This is a genomic window from Photobacterium kagoshimensis, assembly GCF_050337045.1.
Classification (GTDB): Bacteria; Pseudomonadota; Gammaproteobacteria; order Enterobacterales; family Vibrionaceae; genus Photobacterium; species Photobacterium kagoshimensis.
The window spans coordinates 84859-108895 of the sequence record NZ_JAKJSO010000011.1 but is presented as its reverse complement, the minus strand read 5'-3'; the positions used below and the strand labels follow the sequence as shown (position 1 = coordinate 108895).

22 protein-coding genes are annotated in these 24037 nt (G+C 45.0%); 16 read left to right on the top strand and 6 right to left on the bottom strand.

The genetic code is table 11. From position 1 onward, the window contains the following. The first annotated feature begins 356 nt into the window (after positions 1–356). From L4C35_RS08260 to nqrM, 9 genes are all read left to right on the top strand, one after another. Positions 357–1442 (top strand): TRAP transporter substrate-binding protein, encoded by a 1086-nt coding sequence (locus L4C35_RS08260; RefSeq protein ID WP_428462437.1) that lies wholly within the window; start codon positions 357–359, stop codon positions 1440–1442. 416 nt (positions 1443–1858) lie between these two features. Further along, entirely contained in the window at positions 1859–3199 is a 1341-nt protein-coding gene (locus tag L4C35_RS08255; RefSeq protein ID WP_428462436.1) for a Na(+)-translocating NADH-quinone reductase subunit A, read from the top strand. A 3-nt stretch (positions 3200–3202) separates the two neighbouring features. After that, positions 3203–4447: an NADH:ubiquinone reductase (Na(+)-transporting) subunit B gene (locus tag L4C35_RS08250; RefSeq protein WP_428462435.1), complete on the top strand. Its 1245-nt coding sequence runs from the start codon at positions 3203–3205 to the stop codon at positions 4445–4447. After that, positions 4437–5231, top strand: a complete 795-nt coding sequence (locus L4C35_RS08245; protein ID WP_428462434.1) for a Na(+)-translocating NADH-quinone reductase subunit C — start codon at positions 4437–4439, stop codon at positions 5229–5231. Before L4C35_RS08250 ends, L4C35_RS08245 begins: the two co-directional genes overlap by 11 nt. Further along, entirely contained in the window at positions 5224–5856 is a 633-nt protein-coding gene (locus tag L4C35_RS08240) for an NADH:ubiquinone reductase (Na(+)-transporting) subunit D (RefSeq protein ID WP_428462433.1), read from the top strand. Before L4C35_RS08245 ends, L4C35_RS08240 begins: the two co-directional genes overlap by 8 nt. A 7-nt stretch (positions 5857–5863) precedes the next feature. Beyond that, positions 5864–6460 (top strand): NADH:ubiquinone reductase (Na(+)-transporting) subunit E, encoded by a 597-nt coding sequence (gene nqrE, locus L4C35_RS08235; RefSeq protein ID WP_048898159.1) that lies wholly within the window; start codon positions 5864–5866, stop codon positions 6458–6460. A gap of 21 nt (positions 6461–6481) precedes the next feature. Continuing rightward, positions 6482–7705 (top strand): NADH:ubiquinone reductase (Na(+)-transporting) subunit F, encoded by a 1224-nt coding sequence (gene nqrF / locus L4C35_RS08230; protein ID WP_428462432.1) that lies wholly within the window; start codon positions 6482–6484, stop codon positions 7703–7705. Positions 7706–7981: 276 nt separating this feature from the next. After that, positions 7982–9004, top strand: coding sequence for an FAD:protein FMN transferase (locus tag L4C35_RS08225; protein ID WP_428462431.1), 1023 nt, complete (start codon positions 7982–7984; stop codon positions 9002–9004). Between the two features lie 9 nt (positions 9005–9013). Beyond that, complete coding sequence (nqrM, locus tag L4C35_RS08220; protein ID WP_048898162.1) at positions 9014–9235, top strand: (Na+)-NQR maturation NqrM; 222 nt, start codon at positions 9014–9016, stop codon at positions 9233–9235. 73 nt (positions 9236–9308) lie between these two features. Here nqrM and L4C35_RS08215 read toward each other — a convergent pair whose 3' ends face one another. After that, positions 9309–10538, bottom strand: coding sequence for a GGDEF domain-containing response regulator (locus L4C35_RS08215; RefSeq protein ID WP_428462430.1), 1230 nt, complete (start codon positions 10536–10538; stop codon positions 9309–9311). 327 nt (positions 10539–10865) lie between these two features. Between L4C35_RS08215 and dinB the strand changes: the two genes are divergently transcribed. Next, positions 10866–11936 carry a DNA polymerase IV gene (gene dinB / locus L4C35_RS08210; RefSeq protein WP_428462429.1) on the top strand — a complete coding sequence of 357 codons (1071 nt, stop codon included), beginning with the start codon at positions 10866–10868 and terminating at the stop codon, positions 11934–11936. 85 nt (positions 11937–12021) lie between these two features. Here dinB and L4C35_RS08205 read toward each other — a convergent pair whose 3' ends face one another. Continuing rightward, on the bottom strand, positions 12022–13482 hold the full coding sequence (locus L4C35_RS08205; RefSeq protein WP_428462428.1) for an aminoacyl-histidine dipeptidase: 1461 nt from the start codon (positions 13480–13482) through the stop codon (positions 12022–12024). A 1343-nt stretch (positions 13483–14825) separates the two neighbouring features. On the opposite strand from L4C35_RS08205, the gene L4C35_RS08200 reads away from it, so the two are divergent. The 6 genes from L4C35_RS08200 (at position 14826) to L4C35_RS08175 (ending at position 21373) form a co-directional block, all read left to right on the top strand. After that, entirely contained in the window at positions 14826–16115 is a 1290-nt protein-coding gene (locus L4C35_RS08200; protein ID WP_428462427.1) for an NCS2 family permease, read from the top strand. 46 nt (positions 16116–16161) lie between these two features. Continuing rightward, positions 16162–16620: a xanthine phosphoribosyltransferase gene (gene gpt, locus L4C35_RS08195; protein ID WP_428462426.1), complete on the top strand. Its 459-nt coding sequence runs from the start codon at positions 16162–16164 to the stop codon at positions 16618–16620. A gap of 248 nt (positions 16621–16868) precedes the next feature. Continuing rightward, positions 16869–18131, top strand: a complete 1263-nt coding sequence (gene frsA / locus L4C35_RS08190; RefSeq protein ID WP_428462425.1) for an esterase FrsA — start codon at positions 16869–16871, stop codon at positions 18129–18131. A gap of 154 nt (positions 18132–18285) precedes the next feature. Next, the gene (gene crl, locus L4C35_RS08185) at positions 18286–18693 is read left to right on the top strand and encodes a sigma factor-binding protein Crl (protein ID WP_428462424.1); all 408 of its coding nucleotides are present in this window, start codon (positions 18286–18288) and stop codon (positions 18691–18693) included. Between the two features lie 166 nt (positions 18694–18859). Further along, positions 18860–20041 carry a glutamate 5-kinase gene (gene proB / locus L4C35_RS08180; RefSeq protein ID WP_428462621.1) on the top strand — a complete coding sequence of 394 codons (1182 nt, stop codon included), beginning with the start codon at positions 18860–18862 and terminating at the stop codon, positions 20039–20041. Positions 20042–20131: 90 nt separating this feature from the next. Beyond that, positions 20132–21373, top strand: coding sequence for a glutamate-5-semialdehyde dehydrogenase (locus L4C35_RS08175; protein ID WP_428462620.1), 1242 nt, complete (start codon positions 20132–20134; stop codon positions 21371–21373). A gap of 98 nt (positions 21374–21471) precedes the next feature. Here L4C35_RS08175 and L4C35_RS08170 read toward each other — a convergent pair whose 3' ends face one another. From L4C35_RS08170 to L4C35_RS08155, 4 genes are read right to left on the bottom strand one after another with little or no spacing between them, the layout of a single operon-like run. Further along, positions 21472–21684: a DUF2897 family protein gene (locus tag L4C35_RS08170; RefSeq protein ID WP_428462423.1), complete on the bottom strand. Its 213-nt coding sequence runs from the start codon at positions 21682–21684 to the stop codon at positions 21472–21474. Next, positions 21685–22380 (bottom strand): M15 family metallopeptidase, encoded by a 696-nt coding sequence (locus tag L4C35_RS08165; RefSeq protein ID WP_428462422.1) that lies wholly within the window; start codon positions 22378–22380, stop codon positions 21685–21687. After that, positions 22380–23510: a succinyl-diaminopimelate desuccinylase gene (gene dapE / locus L4C35_RS08160; protein ID WP_428462421.1), complete on the bottom strand. Its 1131-nt coding sequence runs from the start codon at positions 23508–23510 to the stop codon at positions 22380–22382. Before dapE ends, L4C35_RS08165 begins: the two co-directional genes overlap by 1 nt. Before the next feature lie 14 nt (positions 23511–23524). Next, entirely contained in the window at positions 23525–23890 is a 366-nt protein-coding gene (locus L4C35_RS08155) for an ArsC family reductase (protein ID WP_428462420.1), read from the bottom strand. Positions 23891–24037 lie beyond the last annotated feature (147 nt).

Genomic DNA, 24037 nt, shown 5'->3' with positions numbered 1-24037 from the left:
TTTAGAACGAAGCACGCCATTATCGCGTGTGACAAATCAGCTGCTGTGAAGTGGCTGATTGTGCATTAAGCGAAAAACCTCTTCTTTTTCATTCCCTATTTTCTCCCTCATTACTCACTGTAATGAAAGACCATGTGTGTATTGGTACTTTTTTGTGTGTTATCGCTCAATTTGAGTTAAATGTAGACAATCTTTTTATCTTCAAGAGAGGGATCTTTGATGCCTCAAGCATTATTGCGCTAAAACATCTTCTATCATCAAAAACGAATCGTCATTCACTGGCTATACTGAGCGGGTAACGCTGTACAGCAATCTCGTCTCGATAATTATAAAAAGTGCGATACAAGGAAGATTGAATGATAAAGCGACTTTTCCGCGTAGCCCTTATAGTAGCTACTGTCTTCATTTTAGGTGCATGTGATCGTGAAGCTTCTTCCGATAGCAGTGCTGATACTCCGCTCGTTGAATGGAAACTAGTGACCTCATGGCCTAAAGGGTTCCCTGGATTAGGTTTTGCCCCTGAGTATTTTGCTGAGCAAGTCGCACGGTTAAGTGCTGGGAAAATGGTGATCAAAGTTTACGGTGCGGGGGAGTTAGTGCCTAGCTTTGAAGTCTTTAATGCGGTATCTAAAGGGACAGCGCAAATGGGACACTCTGCGGCTTATTATTGGGAAGATAAGATACCAGCAGCGCCTTTTTTTGCCGCGGTGCCCTTTGGAATGACAGCGCAAGAAATGAATGCATGGCTACACTATGGTGGCGGGTTAGCATTGTGGCAAGAATTGTATGCGCCTTATGGGGTGATCCCACTGGCTGGGGGAAATACTGGCACCCAAATGGGGGGCTGGTTCAATACCGAGATAAAAGATATTAGTGATCTTAAAGGGCTGAAAATGCGTCTGCCTGGCTATGGTGCCGAGGTATTAAAACGTGCTGGAGGCATCCCCGTTAGCTTACCGGGAGGGGAGCTATTTACGGCATTAGAAACGGGGGCGATTGATGCAACCGAGTGGGTAGGCCCTTTCAATGATCTTGCTTTTGGGCTTCATAATGCTGCACGTTATTACTACTACCCAGCCTGGCATGAGCCAAGTACCAATATGGAATTTTTAATCAACAAAGATGCGTTTCAAGCACTGCCCGCTGATCTTAAAGCCATTGTTGAAACAGCTGCGCGTGCAACAAGCCAGAATATGCTGGATGAATACACGGTCAAAAATGTTAACGCGCTTAGCGTGTTGCTCAATGAGCATGATGTTCAGTTAAAAGCCTTCCCTGAACCTGTTCTGTCGCACTTAAAAACGATCAATAAGCAGCTGCTACAGGAACGGAGCCAACAAGATCCAAGCATTAAGAAAATCCATGAGTCGTACCAGCAGTTTTTAATCGCAGTACGTGAATATGGCAGGGTGACCGATAATGCAGATGTGAATATCGATTAACAATTTGTAAAAGTTGAGACACATTCTCCCAAGCCGATTGCTGAGCACTTGTTGCCGGTGTTTAAAACTTGTTTGTTTGTTGTGGATGTTTGGCTTCAAGTGCAAATGAGATGTACAAAAGCACTATCAGTTCGAAATGTGCATTAGTTCAAATTTATTCGCTACTGAAAGTATTGCCATCTCATTCATTGCCGATTTTCGCCCCGATAAGTACGGATTAACATAGTAAAAACCGTTTGATTAATGATAGAATCGCGGGCTTGAAAAAAGCTTATCGCAATAAGTTGTGATGAGCTGGTTAATAGGATGTTGCGGCGTCGGTGTAGGATATGAAGCCGGCTTCGGACGATGGAAAGTCGTGTCTTAATTGCGCAATAGAAAATTTCTTTTTTCCCGTTAATGTAGTGCAAGTGCGTATGATTACAATAAAAAAGGGTCTGGATATCCCAATTTCAGGGACTCCTACCCAGGCGATAAATGATGGTAATGCCATCACACGTGTTGCCTTGCTTGGCGAAGAATATGTTGGTATGCGTCCTACAATGCATACTCGCGTAGGGGATGTAGTGAAGAAAGGTCAGGTTCTTTTTGAAGATAAGAAGAACCCTGGCGTTAAATTCACTGCTCCGGCCGCTGGTAAGGTTACTGAAATCAATCGTGGTGCTAAGCGTGTTCTACAATCGGTTGTTATCGATGTAGAAGGCAACGAGCAAATCACATTTAACAGCTACAATGCAGACCAACTAGCACAACTCGATCGTGCTGTTGTGGTTGAGCAGTTAGTAGAATCTGGCATGTGGACAGCGCTTCGTACCCGTCCATTTAGCAAAGTGCCTGCTATTGATGCTGAAACAAAGGCTATCTTTGTTACGGCTATTGATACCAACCCACTAGCTGCAAACCCTGAGTTAATTATCAACGAACAAAGCGATGCGTTTGTTGCTGGTCTAACTCTGCTTTCTCGCTTAACAAGCGGCAAAGTAATGGTTTGTAAAGCAGGTTCGAGCCTACCTCGTAGCTCTGAAGCAAATGTTGAAGAGCATGTATTCAACGGCCCACACCCATCAGGCCTTGTTGGTACTCACATCCACAAATTGTTCGGTGCTGATGCAGCGAATGTTGCATGGCACATCAACTATCAAGACGTTATCGCGTTCGGTCAGCTTTTCCTAACGGGTGAGCTATACACAGATCGCGTTATTGCCCTTGGTGGTCCTGTTGTGAACAACCCGCGTCTTGTGCGTACTCAAATTGGTGCTGCTATCGAGCAAATCACTGATTCTGAGATGATGCCAGGTCAAATCCGTGTGCTATCAGGCTCTGTTCTGAATGCAACGAAAGCGGTTGGTCCACATGCATACCTTGGTCGTTACCACCTTCAAGTAACGGCACTTCGTGAAGGCTATGAAAAAGAATTCATGGGCTGGATCGCACCAGGTAAAAACAAATTCTCTGTAACACGTTCGTTCTTGAGCCAATTCTTCCCTGGTCAGTTGTTCAACATGACAACCACGACTAACGGTAGTGAGCGTTCAATGGTGCCAATTGGTAACTACGAAAAAGTAATGCCACTAGACATCGAACCAACACTGTTACTTCGTGACCTTTGTGCTGGTGATAGCGATAGCGCGCAACTACTGGGTGCGCTTGAGTTAGATGAAGAAGATCTGGCTCTATGTACGTATGTATGCCCAGGTAAGTATGAGTTTGGTCCATTGCTACGTGAGTGCTTGGACAAAATTGAGAAGGAAGGGTAATTCATGGGTCTCAAGAATTTCCTCGAAAACGTTGAACATCACTTTGAACCGGGTGGTAAACATGAGAAATGGTTTGCGCTTTTCGAAGCATTTGCCACTCTTATGTACACTCCAGGTCAAGTGACGCGTACTGGTTCACACGTCCGTGATAGTATCGACCTGAAACGTATCATGATCATGGTATGGTTCGCGGTATTCCCAGCAATGTTCTGGGGTATGTACAACACGGGTCATCAAGCAATCTCTGCACTTAACCACATGTACGTTGGTGAGCAACTGGCGACGGTACTTGCAGGTGATTGGCACTACTGGCTAACACAAATGTTAGGCGGCACCCTTACAGCTGACGCTGGGTGGGGTAGCAAAATGCTACTTGGTGCAACTTACTTCCTACCTATCTACGCAGTAGTATTTGCTGTTGGTGGTTTCTGGGAAGTACTTTTCTGTATGGTGCGTAAGCACGAAGTGAACGAAGGTTTCTTCGTAACTTCTATCCTGTTTGCACTGATCGTTCCAGCAACACTTCCACTTTGGCAAGCAGCACTAGGTATTACCTTTGGTGTTGTGGTTGCGAAAGAAATCTTTGGTGGTACTGGTCGTAACTTCCTTAACCCTGCGCTTGCAGGTCGTGCCTTCTTGTTCTTCGCATACCCAGCTCAGATCTCTGGTGATCTAGTATGGACTGCGGCTGACGGTTTCTCTGGCGCAACTGCTCTTAGCCAATGGGCGAACGGTGGTCAAGCTTCTGTAATCAACACGGTTACTGGCGAAGCGATCACTTGGATGGACGCGTTTATCGGTCGTATTCCAGGTTCTATCGGTGAAGTTTCTACGCTAGCTATCATTCTTGGTGGCGCAATGATTGTGTACATGGGCATTGCTTCATGGCGCATCATCGCGGGTACTATGATTGGTATGGTTGCAGCAGCGACTCTGTTTAACATTATCGGTTCTGACACTAACGCAATGTTTAGCATGCCATGGCACTGGCACCTAGTTCTAGGTGGTTTTGCATTCGGTATGATGTTCATGGCGACTGACCCTGTATCAGCGGCATTTACCAATAAAGGTAAGTGGTGGTACGGCGCGTTAATTGGTGCAATGGCTGTGATGATTCGTGTAGTTAACCCAGCGTACCCAGAAGGTATGATGCTGGCGATTCTATTCGCGAACCTATTCGCACCGCTATTTGACAACCTAGTTGTTCAGGGCAACATCAAACGGAGACTAGCTCGCCATGGCAAGTAATAACGATAGCATTAAAAAAACGCTGATTGTTGTTGTCGCGCTGAGCCTAGTCTGCTCGATCGTGGTATCAACTGCAGCTGTTGCACTGCGTCCACTACAGCAAAAAAATGCGGTAGAAGACGTTCAGCGTAACATCTTGTCTGTTGCTGGCCTGCTTGACGGTGCTGCAAACATTCAAGAAGCATACGGTCAGTTCATCGAGCCTAAGCTTGTTGACTTAAACACTGGCGAGTTTGTTGATCAAACGCAAGCAGGTCAAACACCTGCACAGTACGACCAACGTTCTGCTGCGAAAGATCCAGCGCAATCTGTGAAGCTAACTGCTGATCAAGATCTGGCTAAGATCATTCGTCGTGCAAACGTGGCAACTGTTTACCTAGTTAAAGACGCTAACGATAACATCGAGAAGCTGATCCTACCGGTTCACGGTAACGGTCTGTGGTCTATGATGTACGCATTCGTAGCGGTTGAAACTGACGGTAACACTGTTTCTGGTATCACTTACTACCAACAGGGTGAAACTCCTGGACTGGGTGGTGAAATCGAAAACCCGAACTGGCGCGCACAGTTTGAAGGTAAGAAACTGTTTGATGACAACAACCAACCTGCTATTCGCGTAGTGAAAGGTGGTGCAACCCCTGGTGATATCCACGGTGTTGACGGTCTTTCTGGTGCGACGCTAACTGGTAACGGTGTACAACACACCTTCGACTTCTGGTTAGGCGACATGGGCTTCGGTCCTTTCCTAGCTAAGGTTCGTGAGGGAGGCCTGAACAATGGCTGATACTAAAGAAATGAAAAAGATCCTGTTTGCGCCGTTTATCGACAACAACCCGATCGCGCTTCAGGTCCTTGGTGTATGTTCTGCACTGGCGGTAACTACGAAACTAGAAACAGCGTTTGTAATGACGCTAGCGGTAACTTTCGTTACAGCATTTTCTAACTTTTTCGTATCGTTAGTTCGTAACCATATCCCTAACAGTGTACGTATCATCGCGCAGATGGCGATCATTGCATCACTAGTAATCTTGGTTGACCAAGTACTAAAAGCATTTGTTTACGATATTTCTAAACAGCTTTCGGTATTCGTTGGCCTGATCATTACTAACTGTATCGTAATGGGTCGTGCTGAAGCATACGCAATGAAGTCTGCACCGCTACCATCACTAATCGATGGTATTGGTAACGGTCTTGGTTACGGTTTCGTACTAATTACTGTTGGCTTCTTCCGTGAACTACTAGGTTCAGGCAAGCTATTTGGTATCGAGGTTCTGCCTCTAGTATCTGACGGCGGTTGGTACCAACCAAACGGCATGATGCTACTAGCACCATCAGCTTTCTTCCTGATCGGTTTCATGATCTGGGCTATCCGTATTGTTCGTCCAGAACAAGTAGAAGCGAAGGAGTAAGGGGAACATGGAACATTATCTAAGCCTTTTAGTTCGTTCGATTTTTATCGAGAACATGGCACTTTCGTTCTTCTTAGGTATGTGTACATTCCTTGCGGTATCTAAGAAAGTAAAAACCTCTTTTGGTCTAGGTGTTGCGGTAATCGTTGTACTAACGATTGCGGTACCAGTGAACAACCTTGTTTACAACCTACTGCTAAAAGATGGTGCGATTGTTGAAGGTGTGGACTTAAGTTTCCTTAACTTCATCACGTTCATCGGTGTTATTGCAGCGTTAGTACAGATTCTAGAAATGATTCTGGACCGCTTCTTCCCGCCGCTATACAACGCACTAGGTATTTTCCTTCCGTTGATCACAGTTAACTGTGCAATCTTCGGTGGTGTTTCTTTCATGGTACAACGTGACTACAACTTCCTTGAATCTGTAGTTTACGGTTTCGGTTCAGGCACCGGTTGGATGCTTGCAATCGTAGCCCTAGCGGGTATTCGTGAAAAGATGAAGTACTCAGACGTACCTCCGGGTCTACGTGGTTTGGGTATCACATTCATCACTGTTGGTCTTATGGCGTTAGGCTTTATGTCTTTCTCTGGCGTACAGCTGTAATCAGGATAATAGGAATAGTCAATGGATATTATTCTTGGCGTAGTCATGTTCACTCTGATTATCCTGGCTCTAGTTTTAGTGATTCTTTTCGCTAAATCTAAGCTAGTACCATCAGGCGACATTACTATCTCAGTAAACAACGATCCGGAAAAAGCGATTACAACCGCTGCCGGTAGTAAACTACTTAATGCTCTTTCAGCAAGTGGTATCTTCGTTTCTTCTGCTTGTGGTGGCGGTGGCTCTTGTGGCCAGTGTCGCGTTAAAGTGAAATCGGGTGGTGGTGACATCTTACCGACTGAACTTGACCACATCACAAAAGGTGAAGCACGTGAAGGCGAACGTCTAGCATGTCAGGTTAACGTTAAATCTGATATGAACATCGAGCTTCCAGAAGAAATCTTTGGTGTTAAGAAGTGGGAATGTGAAGTTCTTTCGAATGACAACGAAGCAACGTTCATTAAAGAACTTGTGCTTAAAATCCCAGAAGGTGAGGAAGTTCCTTTCCGTGCTGGTGGTTACATTCAGATTGAAGCTGAACCGCATCACATCAAATACTCTGACTTCGATATTCCAGAGGAATACCGTGGTGATTGGGACAAGTTCAACCTGTTCCGTTACGAGTCAGTAGTGAAAGAGCACTCAATCCGTGCTTACTCTATGGCGTCATACCCAGAAGAGAAAGGCCTGATTAAGCTTAACGTGCGTATCGCAACGCCGCCGCCAAACAACCCAGACGTACCACCTGGCATCATGTCATCGTACATCTGGTCTCTTAAGGCTGGTGACACTTGTACTATCTCTGGTCCATTCGGTGAGTTCTTCGCGAAAGAAACTGACAACGAAATGGTATTCATCGGTGGTGGTGCAGGTATGGCGCCTATGCGTTCTCACATCTTCGACCAGCTTCTACGTCTTAAATCTAAGCGTAAGATGACTTACTGGTACGGTGCACGTTCTAAGCGTGAAATGTTCTACATTGAAGATTTCGATACGCTTGCAGCGGACAACGAGAACTTCGAGTGGCATGTTGCACTGTCTGATCCATCTCCAGAAGATAACTGGGATGGTTACACAGGCTTCATTCACAATGTGATTTACGAGAACTACTTGAAAGATCACGAAGCTCCAGAAGATTGTGAATACTACATGTGTGGTCCACCAATGATGAACGCAGCTGTTATCGGTATGCTTAAAGATCTTGGTGTAGAAGACGAAAACATCCTACTGGATGACTTCGGTGGCTAATTAGCCCTTCGAGCACAATAAATTGGCTGACCCCATACAGGGTCAGCCTTTTTTCATCTTGGCGCTAGTTATACCAATCTACATAAGTACTTGATCATTCTCAGTAAGTTCGCTGACCAATTACTTATCCAGATTTGTATTATTGAGCAAAAATACTTTTACCCGTTCTGCCCACTATCAGAACAAGGGTGATTGGCTTAAATAGCAACAGATAGAATGTCTATTTTGTCGTGTATATACATGCAAAATATCCCCCTTCATTTTGGAGTTGATTAAATGAAGAAAATGTTAAGCCAAGCTATCGTTATGATAGCAATGGTTCTTACCTTAGCGGGCTGTGGTGACCAGCGTGAGCTGATCCATTTAAATGGCTCAACCATGGGCACCTATTACTCAATCAAGTTGATTAAGCAGGAAGGCTTACCTGATGCGGAAACCATTCAGGCGGAAATCGATCGTCGACTAGAATTAGTTAACGATCAAATGTCGACTTACCGTAAGCATTCCGAGCTCAGTCAATTTAATCAACATACTGATGGTACGCCTTTTACTGTGTCGGCTGACACCGCTAAAGTGATCAAAGAAGCCATTCGTTTGTCCAAGCTTACCGATGGTGCACTGGATGTCACCGTTGGCCCTGTGGTGAACTTGTGGAGCTTTGGCCCTGAAGCACGCCCAGAGCACACGCCAACCGCTGCTGAGATTGCAGAACGCAAGAAGATAGTGGGCATTCACCATTTAAGTGTTGAAGGTAATACCTTAACGAAAGATATTCCAGAGCTTTACGTTGATTTGTCTTCGATTGCAAAAGGCTTTGGTGTTGATGTGGTTGCCGATTACTTTGATGATCTTAATGTTGCTGATTATTTGGTTGAGATCGGTGGTGAGCTAAGCCTAAAAGGAAACAACCTTGAAGGTGTGCCATGGCGTATTGCGGTGGAAAAACCAACTGATGATGGTTCGCGTGCGATTCAAGAAATTATCGAACCGGGTGACATGGCAGTGGCAACATCGGGTGATTACCGAAATTATTTTGAAGAAAATGGCGTTCGTTATTCTCATCTAATTAACCCGAAAACCTGCAAACCAATTGATAACCATGTAGTTTCAGTCACTGTGTTACATGAATCAAGCATGACAGCAGATGCATTAGCAACAGCATTCTCTGTTATGGGTGAAGAGAAAGCGATAGAATTAGCAACAGCAGAAAATTTACCCGTTTTGTTAGTGGTGAAAACCGAACAAGGCTTTAAAGAATTCATGACAGATGCGTTTAAGACGTACCTGAAGACAAAATAGAGAAGCGTTATGGCGGTATATTTAACAACCTTCGCGGTCTTTTTATTGGTTATTGCAGCAATGGCTGTTGGCTACATTTTCCAACGTAAGACGGTAAGTGGTAGCTGTGGTGGCCTTGATGGCATCGGGATCGCTAAAGAGTGCGATTGCCCTGAGCCGTGTGATGCGCGTAAAAAACGTGAAGCGCGAGAAGCTCGTCAAGAAGAGTGGAAAAAGAACCAGATTCTTTAATTGCGCTCTCATAGAATACAAAGCCTGAGTGTTGACTCAGGCTTTTTTGTTTCACCGTCTATCCGCTCCCGCTTTATTTTTCGGAAACGATTTGGTTACGGCCATTTGCTTTGGCGCAATATAACCGATCGTCAGCAATAGATATCAGTCCATCAATATCAACACAGTCAGTATTTGCTGATACAGCCCCTATACTCATTGTGACTTGGATTTGACTATTGTTGTAACTGATTTGCAGCCCTTCGATGTCACGATGTAAAAACTCTAGCCGCTGCAGGAAGGAATCAAAAGGGCCACAGAGTTGAATACAAAATTCTTCGCCCCCAAAGCGTGCCACAATGGCGTCTTTAAAGTGCTTTTTTAATAACTGGCTAATCTGTATTAATACCGTATCACCACCATCGTGGCCGTAGGTATCATTGACCTTTTTGAAAAAATCGATATCCATCATCGCGATATTAGGCTGGTGACAGTGCGGGGTACAGTGCTGATTAAAAAAGTAGCGACGATTCCACAACCCGGTTAATGCGTCTTGATTTGCCATTTTATAGAGTTTATCTGCGGTATCTTTCATCGTTAGAATATGGTGAAGGCGACAGTTAAATTCTTCTTGATTAAAGGGCTTATAGAGAAAGTCGTTAGCTCCCGCTTTAAGAAATTGTGCTGTCATTGAGTCATCATTGCTAGCGGATAAACCTAAGATCGCAATTTGATTACGGTTATGTAATTTGCGCACCTCTCGGGTAAGGGTGATCCCATCTTTTTCTGGCATATCGTTGTCGGTAATGATCAAAGAGATGTCAGAATGTTTACTCAGTTGTGCTATCGCATCATTGCCATTTTCAGCTTCAACTGTGGTTAGATTTTGTCGTTCTAATAGGTTGACCAAGTAATTACGTACAAGGGTTGAGTCGTCGACCACTAACACTTTATGTTGGTCATTGGCTTGAAGGCGTTGTAATAGCGGCACTAAATAGGAAACAGATTCAGCACTGTCTTTGAGTAAGTAGTCCAGTACGCCTTTTGCGAGTACTTTTTCACGAATAGCTTTACTAAAATGCGCAGTAAGCACCACAGATTTAATATTACACCCTAAGACAAGATCAATAATCTCACCGTCTTGGCCATCAGGTAAGCAGTAATCGAGCACGGCGCAGAGAAAATCATGATCTTGAGCTATGAGGCTTTTTGCTTCAGCAACAGTAGCGGTGAACACTGGGGTAAACCCACCTTGTTGAAGTTGTTGTTTGAGAAAGTTACGGAAAGTTTTACTGTCTTCAACAACCAGAATTCTACTGCACAAACGACGCTCCTTGTTCTATTAGCATATCGACTCGATCCTAAGCGCGTTTATACCTGTAATGTAACTGATAAAGTGCTTTAGTTTGATGTTGGTCACAAGAAAGGGGGCTATTTCAGAGGGTGAAATCATTTCACCTTCCTGCGACTTCAGGTTTGAGCCCCGTTGCCATCAAGTGTTTACCCTTAAGCTGAAAATTGGATCCTTGCTGCTCTTTTTATGAGCGGCTTTGTTGGTTTTGTTACTTTCATTCCTGTTGGAAGTGCTTATAATTACACTGTATATATAACCAGTCTGCTTATCAGTAGGCATAGCAGTAGGTGGACCTAGGTGCAAGAAACACGGCAGCGGAAAATTATTCATGTAGACATGGACTGTTTCTACGCAGCGGTTGAAATGCGCGATGATCCTAGCCTGCGAAATATACCGATTGCAATTGGTGGCCGCTCAGAACAGCGAGGTGTGATCAGCACTTGCAACTATCTCGCCCGTGAATATGGGGTGCGTTCAGCGATGGCAACAGGTCATGCAATGAAGCTATGCCCAAGTCTGACGCTGGTTCCCGGACGAATGGCAGTATATAAAGAAGTCTCCCAGCATATTCGAGAAATTTTTTCCCGCTATACCGATAAAATCGAGCCTCTGTCGCTCGATGAAGCTTACCTTGATGTGACGGATTGCGAATTAATGCATGGCTCTGCCACTTTAATCGCTAAAGATATTCGTCGAGCCATCGAAGATGAACTACATCTCACTGCATCAGCAGGTATTGCTCCTGTTAAATTTATTGCCAAAGTCGCATCGGATTTAAATAAGCCCAACGGCCAGTTTGTGGTAACGCCTGATCAGATCCCTGATTTTGTGGCTGAGTTAAAGTTAGAGAAGATCCCCGGTGTTGGTAAAGTGACGATCCAAAAATTGCACGACAAAGGGATGTATACAGGTAAAGACGTGCAAGCTTACGATCGCCATTTATTATTACAGCAATTTGGCAAGTTTGGTCAGTCATTGTGGTCACGTGCGCATGGCATCGATGAGCGTGAAGTGATTGTTGAGCGTCAGCGTAAATCGGTAGGGGTTGAGCGGACGTTTTCGGTCAATATCAGTGAATACCACGAATGCTGGCAAGTGATTGAAAAACTGTACCCTGAACTTGAAAAGCGGTTGGCTAAGGTACGGCCTGAGCTGAATATTGCCAAGCAGGGCGTGAAGATAAAATTTGCTGATTTTCAACAAACCACTGTTGAGCATGTGCAAGCAACATTAGATAAAGCGCAGTTCGTGGGTTTATTGCAAGAGGCGTTGACGCGCCAGCAAGGGCGAGAGATCCGTTTGATTGGATTAAGTGTCGGGCTAGAAACGGGCACCAAAGCACAACAGCTATCATTTGATTGGAATTAGAAATTGCTGAGTAATAATGGTTTCAGACCAGCATAAAAAACGCCCGCCAACTGAGTTAACGGGCGTTTTTGTTTCAGTTGAGCGATTAAGCTTTAACTGGGATGTTCTTCAGAATCGCCACCATTTGCTCCCAGAATAGGGCAACAGTTTCAATCTGCACTTTCTCGTCTGGCGAGTGTGGGAACTTAATCGTTGGACCGAAAGAGATCATATCCATGTTCGGGTATGGTTCTTTAAACAGACCACATTCAAGACCGGCGTGGATCACCATGATGTTTGGTGTGCGGCCGTAAATGTCATTGTAAGTTTCACGGAATAGCTTCATCACTTCAGAATCTGCATCTGGTTTCCAGCCTGGGTAAGCACCAGAGAACTCACATTGTGCGCCAGCAAGGTTAGCAACGGCTTTTAGCATGCCTTCAACATTGCTACGACCAGAGTCGATCAGTGAGCGGATCAGGCAAAGAATGGTTACCTTGTCTTCTTCAGTTGTAATCACACCCACGTTTAGTGATGTCTCAACCACACCTGCAATGTCATCGCTCATGCGAATAACACCATTCGGGCAAGCATTTAGCACTGCCAGTAGACGCGTTTGGTCTGCTGCGGCAAATACATTGGCAGGAAGTTCAGCTTGCTCAGTAAACAGTGTAATGTCAGTTTCTACACGGCCAAGTTCTGCTGTTAGCAGCTCTTGGTAGTGGCTGAATAGGCTGTTTAGCTTATCGACGTTTGCTGCTGGTAGTGTAACCACTGCGTTAGCTTCACGAGGAATCGCGTTACGAAGACTACCACCAGTGAAAGAAGCAAGGCGAAGACCCAGTTCTTCAGCGTGAGAGAATAGGAAACGACCTAGTAGTTTGTTTGCATTACCACGCCCAGTGTGAATGTCACAACCAGAGTGGCCGCCTTTAAGGCCTTTAAGAACCAACTTAACAGCTTGATGCTCAGCAGATGCGTCTTCGCGTGCAACGTCGACAGTGATGGCACCATCTACACCGCCAGCACAACCCATGTACACTTCGCCTTCTTGTTCTGAATCGGTGTTTAAAAGGATATCACCTTCTAACCAACCTTCTTTCAGACCAAAAGCACCTGTCATACCGGCTTCTTCATCAATGGTAAGCAGTACTTCTAGTGGGCCGTGCTCTACATCTTTAGCAGCAAGTACCGCTAAACATGCAGCCATACCCATACCGTTATCAGCGCCTAGCGTGGTGCCTTTAGCTGTAACCCACTCGCCATCAATGAATGGCTGGATAGGATCTTGTAAGAAATCGTGGTCGGTATCTTCGTTCTTCTGTGGAACCATATCGATGTGAGCTTGAAGCACAACACCTTTGCGATCTTCCATACCTGGTGTAGCAGGTTTTTTGATGAAAACGTTGCCTACTTCATCACGACGTACTTCAAGGCCTTCACCTTGAGCAAATTGGATGATGTGTTGAGCGAGTTGCTCTTCATGCTTTGATGGATGAGGAATAGAACAGATTTGATCGAAGAATTGCCACACAGGTTGCGGTGACAGTTGGCTGATTTCAGACACAGAAGTCTCCCTTTGAATATCAGTAGTGGCACCGTAATAATCTAGTCGATCTATAAGGTAGCCACTGAATTCACTAGATGAATATCTATTAATAAGCCGTCTTTTGTAGCACAACTTACTATCCAAGTGCATTCAAGGATACCACTGTGGGTGTAGGGGGGACAGGGAAATATACCCTCAGTCCAGTCAGTATAAGAGCTAGGGCACGTTACAAAGCGAAGCGGGGCTTTTAGCTATAGAAGAATAACGCATGCTGTAATGACAGGCATTATAGGTATTGTTGTTACGGTGACGTGCACATGTCTTTATGGAATGGTTTTTTGATTCAAAAACCATATTGGTAGGCTTATATGCCTAATAGTAATTGCTAAACAGGTTGCTTATCTTGTTTTGGTAATTTAATTACATTTACTCAAGTGGCAACCAATTTAAATAGAAAAAGTGTGATCCACTTAAAGAAAATGCTTGTAAGTAAATTACGATTTGGTTATAGTTTCTGCATCTTATGAAGAGATGACAACAACACACTAACTGTTCAGGATGAACCCGATATATCGCCTCCAAGGAACTGAGATTAAGTGTACCAGTGAAGGTTATTGCTCCAGGGAATTGAGCCATGCTAACTGTGCATGTGTTTGGATAACTTATGAAAAGGTGATTTAAAATGAAAGTTTTTGACTCTATTGCAACATTTTGGAACAACCGCTCTGTTTACACTGCGAACTTCCAATACCCGAGCTACTTCGGTTACTAATTTTCAGAAAATAGTGAGTGATGAACACTATTTTCTTTGAACAGTATTGTTCACCCCCCCTTATTTAAGAATTTAAAATAGCGTTATGACGTTATTTGCAACATTCTATCGCCACTCCACTTTGGGGTGGCGTTTTTTTATCTTCCAACTTTCTTTTTGGTATAACGCCTCCTTATAAAATCAAGTTCGTATATATCGATTGGAATTGATTGTCGTTTGCATGCTGTATTCGATTACATTATTCATAAAGGTCCATATTAATGACTGAACTTGATGAAATGTTTGTTAATGAGAAGTAGATAACTTTTGAAGTGATGAATTAACGCACAATTACATCCACTCTAAGTTATTGATTTTATTTGTTAAGATTATTAGCTCTAATTGTTTGGTGAGTTTTTTGTTCACTTGGCGCTAAATTACAGCATTCTGCATCTCATTACTGGATCTTCATAGGGTAGAGGCATATAATTGCGCACCTAAACCCAAAATAGCAAACGTTTACCTAATCGTTTACTTAACGTTTATGCCAACGCTTGTTGATGAATTTACCTTTATAACTGCTGCGTAAATCTCCAAGGAATCGAGAGCAATGCTTGAGAAACTATTTAAACTAAAAGAACACGGTACTGACGTTCGCACTGAAATGTTGGCTGGTTTAACGACCTTCCTGACCATGGCGTATATCATCTTTGTTAACCCAACGATGCTATCGCAAACCGGTATGGATCACGGTGCTGTTTTTGTCGCGACTTGTTTAGCGGCAATGATTGGTTGTTTCATTATGGGCTTTGTTGCTAATTACCCAGTCGCTCAAGCTCCTGGTATGGGTCTTAACGCCTTCTTTACTTATAGCGTTGTATTAGGCATGGGGCATACATGGCAGGTCGCGCTGGCGGCAGTATTCCTGTCTGGTCTATGTTTCATTGTATTGAGTGTCTTGAAAGTACGTGAATGGATCATTAATGCGATTCCATTATCACTGCGAACTGGTATCTCAGCAGGTATTGGTTTATTCCTCGCGTTTATCGCGCTGCAAAACTCAGGCATCGTTGTGGGTAACCCTGCGACCTTGGTGCATGTGGGTGACTTAACCAGTTTACCCGCGGCATTAGCAGCATTAGGTTTTTTCTTAACGATTGCACTGGTTCATCGTGGCTATAAAGCGGCAGTGTTGATGGCGATTCTTGCCGTGACATTAGTGGGTATTTTATTCGGTGATGTGACGTATACCGGTGTGATGTCAATGCCACCAAGTATTGCTCCAACCTTCTTGCAACTTGATTTCTCAGGTGCGATGGAAGTGGGCTTGATTTCGATTGTATTCGCCTTCCTATTTGTTGACCTGTTTGATACTGCTGGCACGTTAGTGGGCGTTGCAACAAAAGCAAACCTGATTGGTGATGATGGTAAACTACCACGTCTAAACCGTGCGCTATTGGCCGATAGTACAGCAACATCTGTTGGTGCATTACTGGGTACATCCAATACCACCTCTTTTGTTGAAAGTGTGTCGGGTGTGGCAGTTGGCGGTCGTACAGGTCTTACAGCCGTAACGGTTGGTGTATTATTCTTCTGTGCATTGTTTTTTGCCCCATTGGCGGGTATGGTGCCAGCCTATGCAACGGCAGGTGCACTATTTTATGTTGCCATTCTAATGATGTCTGGCTTAGTAAGTGTTGATTGGCGCGATTTAACCGAAGCTGCGCCAGTGGTTGTGGTGTGTTTATTAATGCCACTGACTTACTCGATTGCAGAAGGTATTGGCCTTGGCTTCATCACTTATGCAGTTGTAAAATTGATGAGTGGTAAAGGACGCGAAGTAAACGCGAGCGTTTGGGTTATTGCTGCACTATTTCTTGCTAAAATTATTTTTCTATAACACAGGTTTACAGTGAACAATTTCGCTGATTAGAGGTTCATCGGATATGAGTAATAAGTTCGTCATTACATGGGACAACATGCAAATGTACACACGTCAGCTAGCAGAGAAACTGCTTCCTGCTGATCAGTGGAAAGGTATTATTGCAGTTAGTCGTGGTGGTTTGGTTCCTGCGGCAATCCTAGCGCGTGAGCTTAACATTCGTCATGTTGATACCGTATGTATCTCAAGTTACGACCACGATCACCAGCGTGAAATGAAAGTACTAAAACAAGCAGACGGCGATGGTGAAGGCTTCATCGTAATCGATGATCTTGTTGATACTGGCGGCACTGCTGAAATGATCCGTGCAATGTACCCGAAAGCGAAGTTTGTTACGGTTTGTGCTAAGCCTGCTGGTAAGCACCTTATCGATGACTACGTGGTTGATATTGCTCAAGATACATGGATTGAACAACCATGGGATATGGCCGTTACTTTCGTTGAGCCTATCTCAAAGAAATAATTTGCTATAGCCACAAAGCTATATTTGAGAGAGACGCTTAAGGCGTCTCTTTTTTTATCTCTGCGTTAAGGTTTGCTCTCCATCAATAAAGCCAATAAAACCAAGGTGTGATGAGTGTTATACTTGGCGTAGTCGGTATATATTATCTCTTAGGTACTATTTCTCGGTAATGACTGCTTTTAAGGGCTTGTATCTAACAGCAAGCGTCCCGTTTTATCGTTGTTATCGTTGTTGCTATGGAGAACACCGTGTCTGAACCATCAAAGTCGAATTTATCTGAAAAGTTGTTTGCACCTCGCCAGACATCTAAAGAAACTTCAAGCTTAGTACGTATTGCTCATCCAAAGGCTTCAGGTGTACACAATGCACTTGATGGCGATACTGAGCATGGTTGGTATCGTAGTTTACGCCGTCCTCAGTGGATCTGGCAGGGCGTTGATCCTATAGAGATGGAAGCACTGTTCGCGCGTTTAGCGGGAAGTGAAGCCCCTCGTACGTCGGAAGAACAGCTTGATACTGTGATTGGCTATAAACCTGGAAACTGGATCTATGAATGGTCGCAATTGGCTGGCCAACATCATAAAAAATCACGTGAATATGTTGAAGGTAAACAGCCTGAAAAAGCCATTGATGAGCTGCTAAAATCGAGTACTTATTACAGTATTGCTGCTTACCCGCACCTAAAAGGGGACACGTTAGCCGCGCAAGCTGAGGTACAAGCAAACCAAACCTACCGTGAAGCGATGGAGTTGTCGCCGCATCAAATGAAAACCATTGATGTGAAATATGAAGGTAAAACTTTCCAAGCCTTCATTCATTTACCACGTACCGATAAGCTGCTGCCCACTGTGATTGTGAGTGGTGGGTTAGACACATTGCAAAGTGATTTGTGGCCGTTATACCGTGATTACTTGGCCCCTGCTGGCTATGCGATGGTGACCTTGGATATGCCATCGGTCGGCCACAGTGCTCGATGGCCATTAACGGAAGATACCAGTCGCCTACATCAGGCATTATTACAGCAAATCAAAGAGGTACCTTGGGTCGATCATCACCGTGTTGCCATGATGGGCTTACGTTTTGGCGGTAATGCAGCGATTCGTTTAGGGTTTTTAGAACCCACTCGCTTAAAAACGTGTATCAGTGTGGGCGGAGCGATTCATAGCTTTTTATCCCAGCCTAAATTGCTCGATCAAATGCCACAGATGTATCTGGATATGATTGCTTCTCGCATGGGTAAACATGGTGTATCAAGACAAAGCTTGTTGGCCCACTTACCAGCTTGGTCACTTAAGCATCAGGGATTATTAGGACGCCGTAAGGTCGATGTGCCTATGCTTGGCATTAGCCTTAAAAATGATCCTGTGTGCCCTGAATCTGATAATCAATTAATTGCGATGTCTAGCTACGGTGGCAAGGCTGTCAGCTTATCAGAGAAACCATTGCATGATGGCTACCACCGTTCAATGCTGACAATCATGGAATGGTTGGAAGATAAGCTCGGCAAATAGCGTAAGGTTGGCAGCAGAATTGTAAATATTTTGTTGCCAACTGGTCTTTTTATAGGCTTAAATGGAGTTGATACGTTGTGAGAATAAGCAGTAAGTTATTGGTTGTTAGGTCAATAACAAATTGCGTACTGTAACTATGGATGGGAGATACGCGATGACGACTCAAACAGCTTTTCCACCTTATGGCCGCCTATTAACGAAATTGACCGCCATTGGCCCTTATTTACGTCAGCAACAATCAAAAGAGGGAGCGTTTTTCTTTGATTGTCTAGCAAGTTGCATCAGTGCCAAGAAAGAACCTGATGAGCGTGAATTTTGGGGCTGGTGGTTAGAACTCAATGCCAGCGACAAAGGTGGCTACGAATACCGCTATTTCTTTGGTCGCTATAACAGCGCTGGCGAGTGGGTTGAAGATAAAGTGCCTGCGAAACACAGTGAAGCCGTTCTGAAAACCCTTCATGATTTTTACCCCAAACTGACTAAAGCCTTGGCTGAAAACTTTGAATTGTCTGTGGCGGCAGCCCCTGATTTGAAAGAAGTGGCATTAGGCGAAAACGACTAACTAACGACTATCCTTTCTTCGGCTAAGTGCTCATTCTCGATGGCACTTCGGCCTTTCTCCTCAAAAAGAAGAAAATACGGCCTTCTTGGCAGTATTTTCTTGTGATCTTAAGGTGGGATTGATAAAACAAATGAACAAAAATTTGTTCACTAATTTGTTTGATCCCATGGCAGAAAATACAAACCTAAATGCAAAAGAGCAGGACCTCGCGGGAACTCATACATCACAGTCTGAGACCCAAGCGGTAAAGCAAAAAACAGTAGTTGTTAAACTTGGTACTAGCGTACTCACTGGCGGTACATTGAAACTCGATCGCGCTCATCTTGTTGAGCTCGTACGTCAATGTGCGCAGTTACGTCGTCAAGGTCATAAAGTTATCATAGTAACGTCTGGCGCCATTGCCGCTGGCCGTGAGCATTTAGGTTACCCCGAACTGCCCAAAACCATGGCCAGCAAGCAGTTACTTGCCGCTGTTGGTCAGAGCCGCTTGATTCAAGAGTGGGAGCACCTCTTTGGCATTTACGGGTTACATGTGGGTCAAATGCTATTAACCCGAGCCGATCTTGATGATCGCGAGCGTTATTTGAATGCTCGCGACATGATAGTGGCCTTGTTAGACAACGGTATTATCCCTGTTGTAAATGAAAACGATGCCGTTGCGACCACAGAAATCAAAGTGGGCGATAACGACAACTTATCAGCCTTAGTGGGTATTTTAGCGGGCGCAGATAAGTTACTGCTACTGACTGACCAACCTGGCTTGTTCACCGCCGATCCGCGTAATAACCCAGATGCAGAATTGATCCGCGAAGTACACACCATAGATGAAACCCTGCGTAAGCTCGCAGGTGGTAGTGTTGGCGGTTTGGGTACTGGCGGTATGGCGACTAAACTGCAAGCGGCGGATGTGGCTCGTCGTGCTGGCATTGAAGTTGTGATTGCAGCGGGCAGCCGCCCTGATGTGATTGCCGACATTGTGGGTGATACCTCGGTGGGTACGCGCTTTTTACCATTGGAATCACCGCTAGAAAGCCGTAAGCGCTGGATCCTTGCAGGTCCTCCTCCTGCGGGCGATATTATTATTGATGCGGGGGCGGCGAATGCCGTTCAGCTGCGAGGTAGCAGTTTACTGTCGAAAGGTATCACTCAGGTTAAAGGTAACTTTGAGCGTGGTGCCGTAGTACGTATTCATTCTACTGAAGGAGGGTTACTCGCTCGTGGTATCTGCCGCTATAGCAGCAAAGATATGACTAAAATTGCGGGTAAACACAGCCAAGATATTTATCACGTTCTCGGGTATGAATATGGCCCAGTAGCAATTCACCGTGATGATCTCGTTGTTATTTAATGTGATTGGTTGTGATCTCTTCACTTTTAGCCAGAAGCTAACAGTCTCGAATAGATAAGAATAAAGGGAAGCCTTGTGAACTTAGAATTAATGGGTAAAGCGGCGCAACAAGCGGCGTTTGAACTAGCAACATCCTCGACAGCGCAGAAAAATCAAGCATTGGCAATTATTGCGGATGAACTTGATGCAAACCAAGCGGTTATTTTAGCGGCGAACCAAAAAGACATAGATGCAGCCCGTGAGTCAGGCATGTCTGATGCTTTGGTCGATCGTTTATTACTGAATGAAGCGCGTTTACGTGATATCGCAAACGATGTGCGTAATGTGATTAACCTTAATGACCCAGTAGGCGCTGAGCTAGACAGCCGAGTACTTGAAAATGGTATGCGCTTAAGCCGTCGTCGTGTGCCACTGGGTGTGGTTGGTGTGATTTACGAAGCGCGTCCAAACGTGACTATCGATATTGCCGCTCTGTGTTTAAAAACCGGTAATGCAAGTATCTTGCGTGGCGGTCGTGAGACCTTCCACTCCAACATGGAGTTGGTAAAGGTCATTCAAGTCGCGCTAGAAAAAGCAGGCCTGCCAGCGGCTTCAGTGCAGTACATTGAGAAACCAGACCGTGAGTTGGTATCACAACTGCTTCGTTTAGATCAGTACGTCGATATGATTATTCCTCGCGGTGGCGCAGGCTTGCACAAGATGTGTAAAGAGAACAGCACCATCCCTGTGATCATTGGTGGATTTGGTATCAGCCATGTGTTTGTGGATCAAAGTGCTGACTTATCTCGCTCACTGGATGTGGTTGAAAACAGCAAAGCGCAGCGTCCGTCAGCGTGTAATGCATTGGATACATTGCTTGTGCATGAAAAGGTAGCAGAAGCCTTCTTACCGCGTTTGGCGGATCGCTTAAACAAAAGCAAAGTCGCGTTAGTGGCCGATGAAAGTGCCTATGATTTGCTGGAAGGCAAAGCGTCTGAGCTTCGTCATACTGTTGATGGTGATTTTGATACCGAATGGCTAAGCTTCACCTTAGGTGTGAAAGTGGTTAAAGATGTGGATGAAGCCATTGCGCACATGCGTAAACACAATGCGAGCCACTCAGATGCGATTCTAACCAATGACATTCAGTCGGCAGAACGCTTCGTCAATGCGGCGGGCTCTGCGGCGGTGTATGTGAATGCATCAACACGCTTCACCGATGGCGCTCAGTTTGGTTTAGGGGCTGAGGTTGCAGTGTCTACTCAGAAGTTGCATGCGCGTGGCCCGATGGGCTTAGAAGAACTCACCAGCTACAAGTGGGTGGGGAAAGCTGATTACTTGTGCCGTTCGTAGTCAGAATGTGATAACAAAAAAGGTTGCCTCGGCAACCTTTTTTCATGGCTGATAGCGCAGTGTATGCGATAACCTGAATACGGTAATCTGTATCGCCGCTATTTATCTGACGGTGACTGATCACTGGCTTGCTTGGCTTTTTCTTCTTCGGCTTGTCGAGCTTGTTCTCGATCGTGTTTTTCTTTTAAATATTTAATCTTATCTTTTTCGCCAAACTTCATGTTAGCCGTGTATTTCAACGCCATAATATTGCTGACCACAACACTCAAGATGACAGCTGTGATCACCCACGGATTGAGTAACCATTCCATTTAGACCTCACAGATATTAATAATGAATCTGCTATAAAGACTATCAAGGTTTGCTAAGATCTGCGACTTTCCTGCGACCTGACTGTGACTAATTGTGCGATGAAGCAACTCTGGTGTGAAGTGCTGTAGCAAGGACTGGCTGATTACATGATAACTCAGGTGCCAAGGTTCAGCTGAGACGCCGCCAAGATCGTCCCGATATGGCAAATAAAAGCCATATTTACTCATATTTTCAGCGAGCCATTGGGCAAACTCGGCTTGATGCCCCCCCGCTTGATATTCCCACGGCTCTAATTGGAGTTGAACACCTGAAGGAAGGCAATTACGGGCATAGATGTCGATATCTGTTCCCCAGTGGTGTCGACTGGCACCGGGTAGGGCTGACCAACGCAGGATCGCGATGATCTTTTCTTTATCAGACAAAAGCTCAGGATCTAATGGCTGACTGTTGTGATCTAGAATAGGGCGCAGTCCATTGAACTTATTGTCCCAAATCATCTGTTGGCGTTCGAATGACCGAAAGCCACTGGCAAGGCAGAGCTCAAAGCCTGCAACCTTAGCGGCTTGTTGCATCGCCAGAAAATCAGGCTCAATACCCTGATGGATAAAGTGTTGCTGGTGACTAACAAGGTGATCGCTTGATTGGCCTGTTAGTAGCCCATCGCTAATGCGATGGGCAAATGGAGAGGTCGCCATTAGAGCGCATTTTCCAATACTTTTTGGTACATATCGGTCAGCTTCTCAAGATCAGCGACCTTTACGCACTCGTTAACTTTATGAATGGTGGCATTCACAGGGCCAAGTTCTACAACTTGAGCACCCGTACGGGCAATAAAGCGACCGTCAGACGTGCCACCTGTAGTGAGTAGTTCAGGACGTTTATGGTTAACCGTTTCAATCGCAGTTACCACTGCATCGAGCAGGGTGCCATGATCGGTTAAGAAAGGCTGACCACTTAAGGTCCACTTTAGATCGTAATCTAAACCGTGCGCGTCCAGTACTGAGTGTACTTTGCGTTTAATGTCTTCATCAGTGAGTTCGGTGCTAAAGCGAAAGTTGAACTGTACATTAAACTCACCAGGGATCACATTAGATGCTCCCGTACCTGCGGCAAGATTGGCAATTTGAAAACTGGTTGGCGGAAAGTAGTCGTTACCGTTATCCCAGGTCGTCGCGGCTAATTCTGCTAGCGCAGGCATAGCGCGGTGAACAGGGTTATCTGCCAGGTGTGGGTAAGCAACATGCCCTTGCGTTCCTTTAATGGTGACATCGCCGGTTATTGAACCACGACGGCCATTTTTCACCACATCACCGACTTCGTGAGTGCTAGAGGGTTCACCCACAATGCACATATCGATCTTTTCGTTACGTGCTTCTAGGGTGTCAATCACACGGGTTGTTCCGTTAATGAATGGCCCTTCTTCATCTGACGTGATCAATAAGGCGATTGAACCTGCATGATTAGGATTTTCAGCAATGAAGCGTTCAATCGCAACAATCATGCACGCCAGTGAGCCTTTCATGTCAGCGGCACCACGACCGTGTAAGTAGCCATCGATAATGGTTGGTTCAAACGGAGGGGTGTGCCATAGCGCAACATTGCCTGAAGGGACCACATCGGTATGGCCTGCAAAAACAAACAATGGCGCTTCACTGCCACGTCGAGCCCACAGGTTGGTCGTATCTTCAAACACCATGGTTTCTATGGTGAAGCCGAGCTTTTCAAGGCGCGCAATCATAACGTCTTGGCAGCCTGCATCCTCAGGCGTGACAGATTGGCGGCTAATAAAATCTTTGGCCAGTGCAATTACCGGGCTTTCTGACATCCTTGTATCCTTCCTTATTTTTCTGCAACTTGAGATGCAAAGATCTCTTGATATTGCGCTGGTTTAAAGCCGAGGTAATGGCTTTCGTTGTGAACTAGTAGTGGGCGCTTGATCATGGCTGGGAACTCCAGCATTAAGCTGATTGCCGTGTCACGGTTTAGGCCTTCTTTTTGTTCATCGCTGAGCTGACGGTACGTTGTGCCGCGCTTGTTAACCATGGCTTCCCAACCTAATGCCGTTTCAAATGCGGTTAGCATGTCGAGATCTAAACCATCGACACGGTAATCGTGAAAGTCGTATTCAATATTTTCCGCTTCAAACCACTTTTTCATTTTCTTGATGGTGTCGCAGTTTTTGATGCCGTATGCAGTTGTTTTCATTGTGAGCTGACTTACCTGATGAATTATAAATATGAGGTATCGCTCTCCTTTATAACCAGAATGTGACTTAGGTGCAATATGAGAGCGGGGTTGATTGTGTCCTTGTTGGTATGCCGAGGGAATATTGCGAATGCCTATAGTCGTTGG

Excerpts from the sequence above, each read along its gene's own strand:
- dapE (WP_428462421.1), bottom strand. The coding sequence starts at position 23,510 with ATGTCAGAAAGCCCGGTAATTGCACTGGCCAAAGATTTTATTAGCCGC.
- L4C35_RS08245 (WP_428462434.1), top strand. The coding sequence starts at position 4,437 with ATGGCAAGTAATAACGATAGCATTAAAAAAACGCTGATTGTTGTTGTC.
- nqrM (WP_048898162.1), top strand. The coding sequence starts at position 9,014 with ATGGCGGTATATTTAACAACCTTCGCGGTCTTTTTATTGGTTATTGCA.
- L4C35_RS08175 (WP_428462620.1), top strand. The coding sequence starts at position 20,132 with ATGGGTAAAGCGGCGCAACAAGCGGCGTTTGAACTAGCAACATCCTCG.
- L4C35_RS08250 (WP_428462435.1), top strand. The coding sequence starts at position 3,203 with ATGGGTCTCAAGAATTTCCTCGAAAACGTTGAACATCACTTTGAACCG.
- L4C35_RS08240 (WP_428462433.1), top strand. The coding sequence starts at position 5,224 with ATGGCTGATACTAAAGAAATGAAAAAGATCCTGTTTGCGCCGTTTATC.
- L4C35_RS08200 (WP_428462427.1), top strand. The coding sequence starts at position 14,826 with ATGCTTGAGAAACTATTTAAACTAAAAGAACACGGTACTGACGTTCGC.
- L4C35_RS08155 (WP_428462420.1), bottom strand. The coding sequence starts at position 23,890 with ATGAAAACAACTGCATACGGCATCAAAAACTGCGACACCATCAAGAAA.
- nqrF (WP_428462432.1), top strand. The coding sequence starts at position 6,482 with ATGGATATTATTCTTGGCGTAGTCATGTTCACTCTGATTATCCTGGCT.
- L4C35_RS08170 (WP_428462423.1), bottom strand. The coding sequence starts at position 21,684 with ATGGAATGGTTACTCAATCCGTGGGTGATCACAGCTGTCATCTTGAGT.
- L4C35_RS08165 (WP_428462422.1), bottom strand. The coding sequence starts at position 22,380 with ATGGCGACCTCTCCATTTGCCCATCGCATTAGCGATGGGCTACTAACA.
- L4C35_RS08260 (WP_428462437.1), top strand. The coding sequence starts at position 357 with ATGATAAAGCGACTTTTCCGCGTAGCCCTTATAGTAGCTACTGTCTTC.
- gpt (WP_428462426.1), top strand. The coding sequence starts at position 16,162 with ATGAGTAATAAGTTCGTCATTACATGGGACAACATGCAAATGTACACA.
- crl (WP_428462424.1), top strand. The coding sequence starts at position 18,286 with ATGACGACTCAAACAGCTTTTCCACCTTATGGCCGCCTATTAACGAAA.
- nqrE (WP_048898159.1), top strand. The coding sequence starts at position 5,864 with ATGGAACATTATCTAAGCCTTTTAGTTCGTTCGATTTTTATCGAGAAC.
- L4C35_RS08225 (WP_428462431.1), top strand. The coding sequence starts at position 7,982 with ATGAAGAAAATGTTAAGCCAAGCTATCGTTATGATAGCAATGGTTCTT.
- proB (WP_428462621.1), top strand. The coding sequence starts at position 18,860 with ATGGCAGAAAATACAAACCTAAATGCAAAAGAGCAGGACCTCGCGGGA.
- L4C35_RS08255 (WP_428462436.1), top strand. The coding sequence starts at position 1,859 with ATGATTACAATAAAAAAGGGTCTGGATATCCCAATTTCAGGGACTCCT.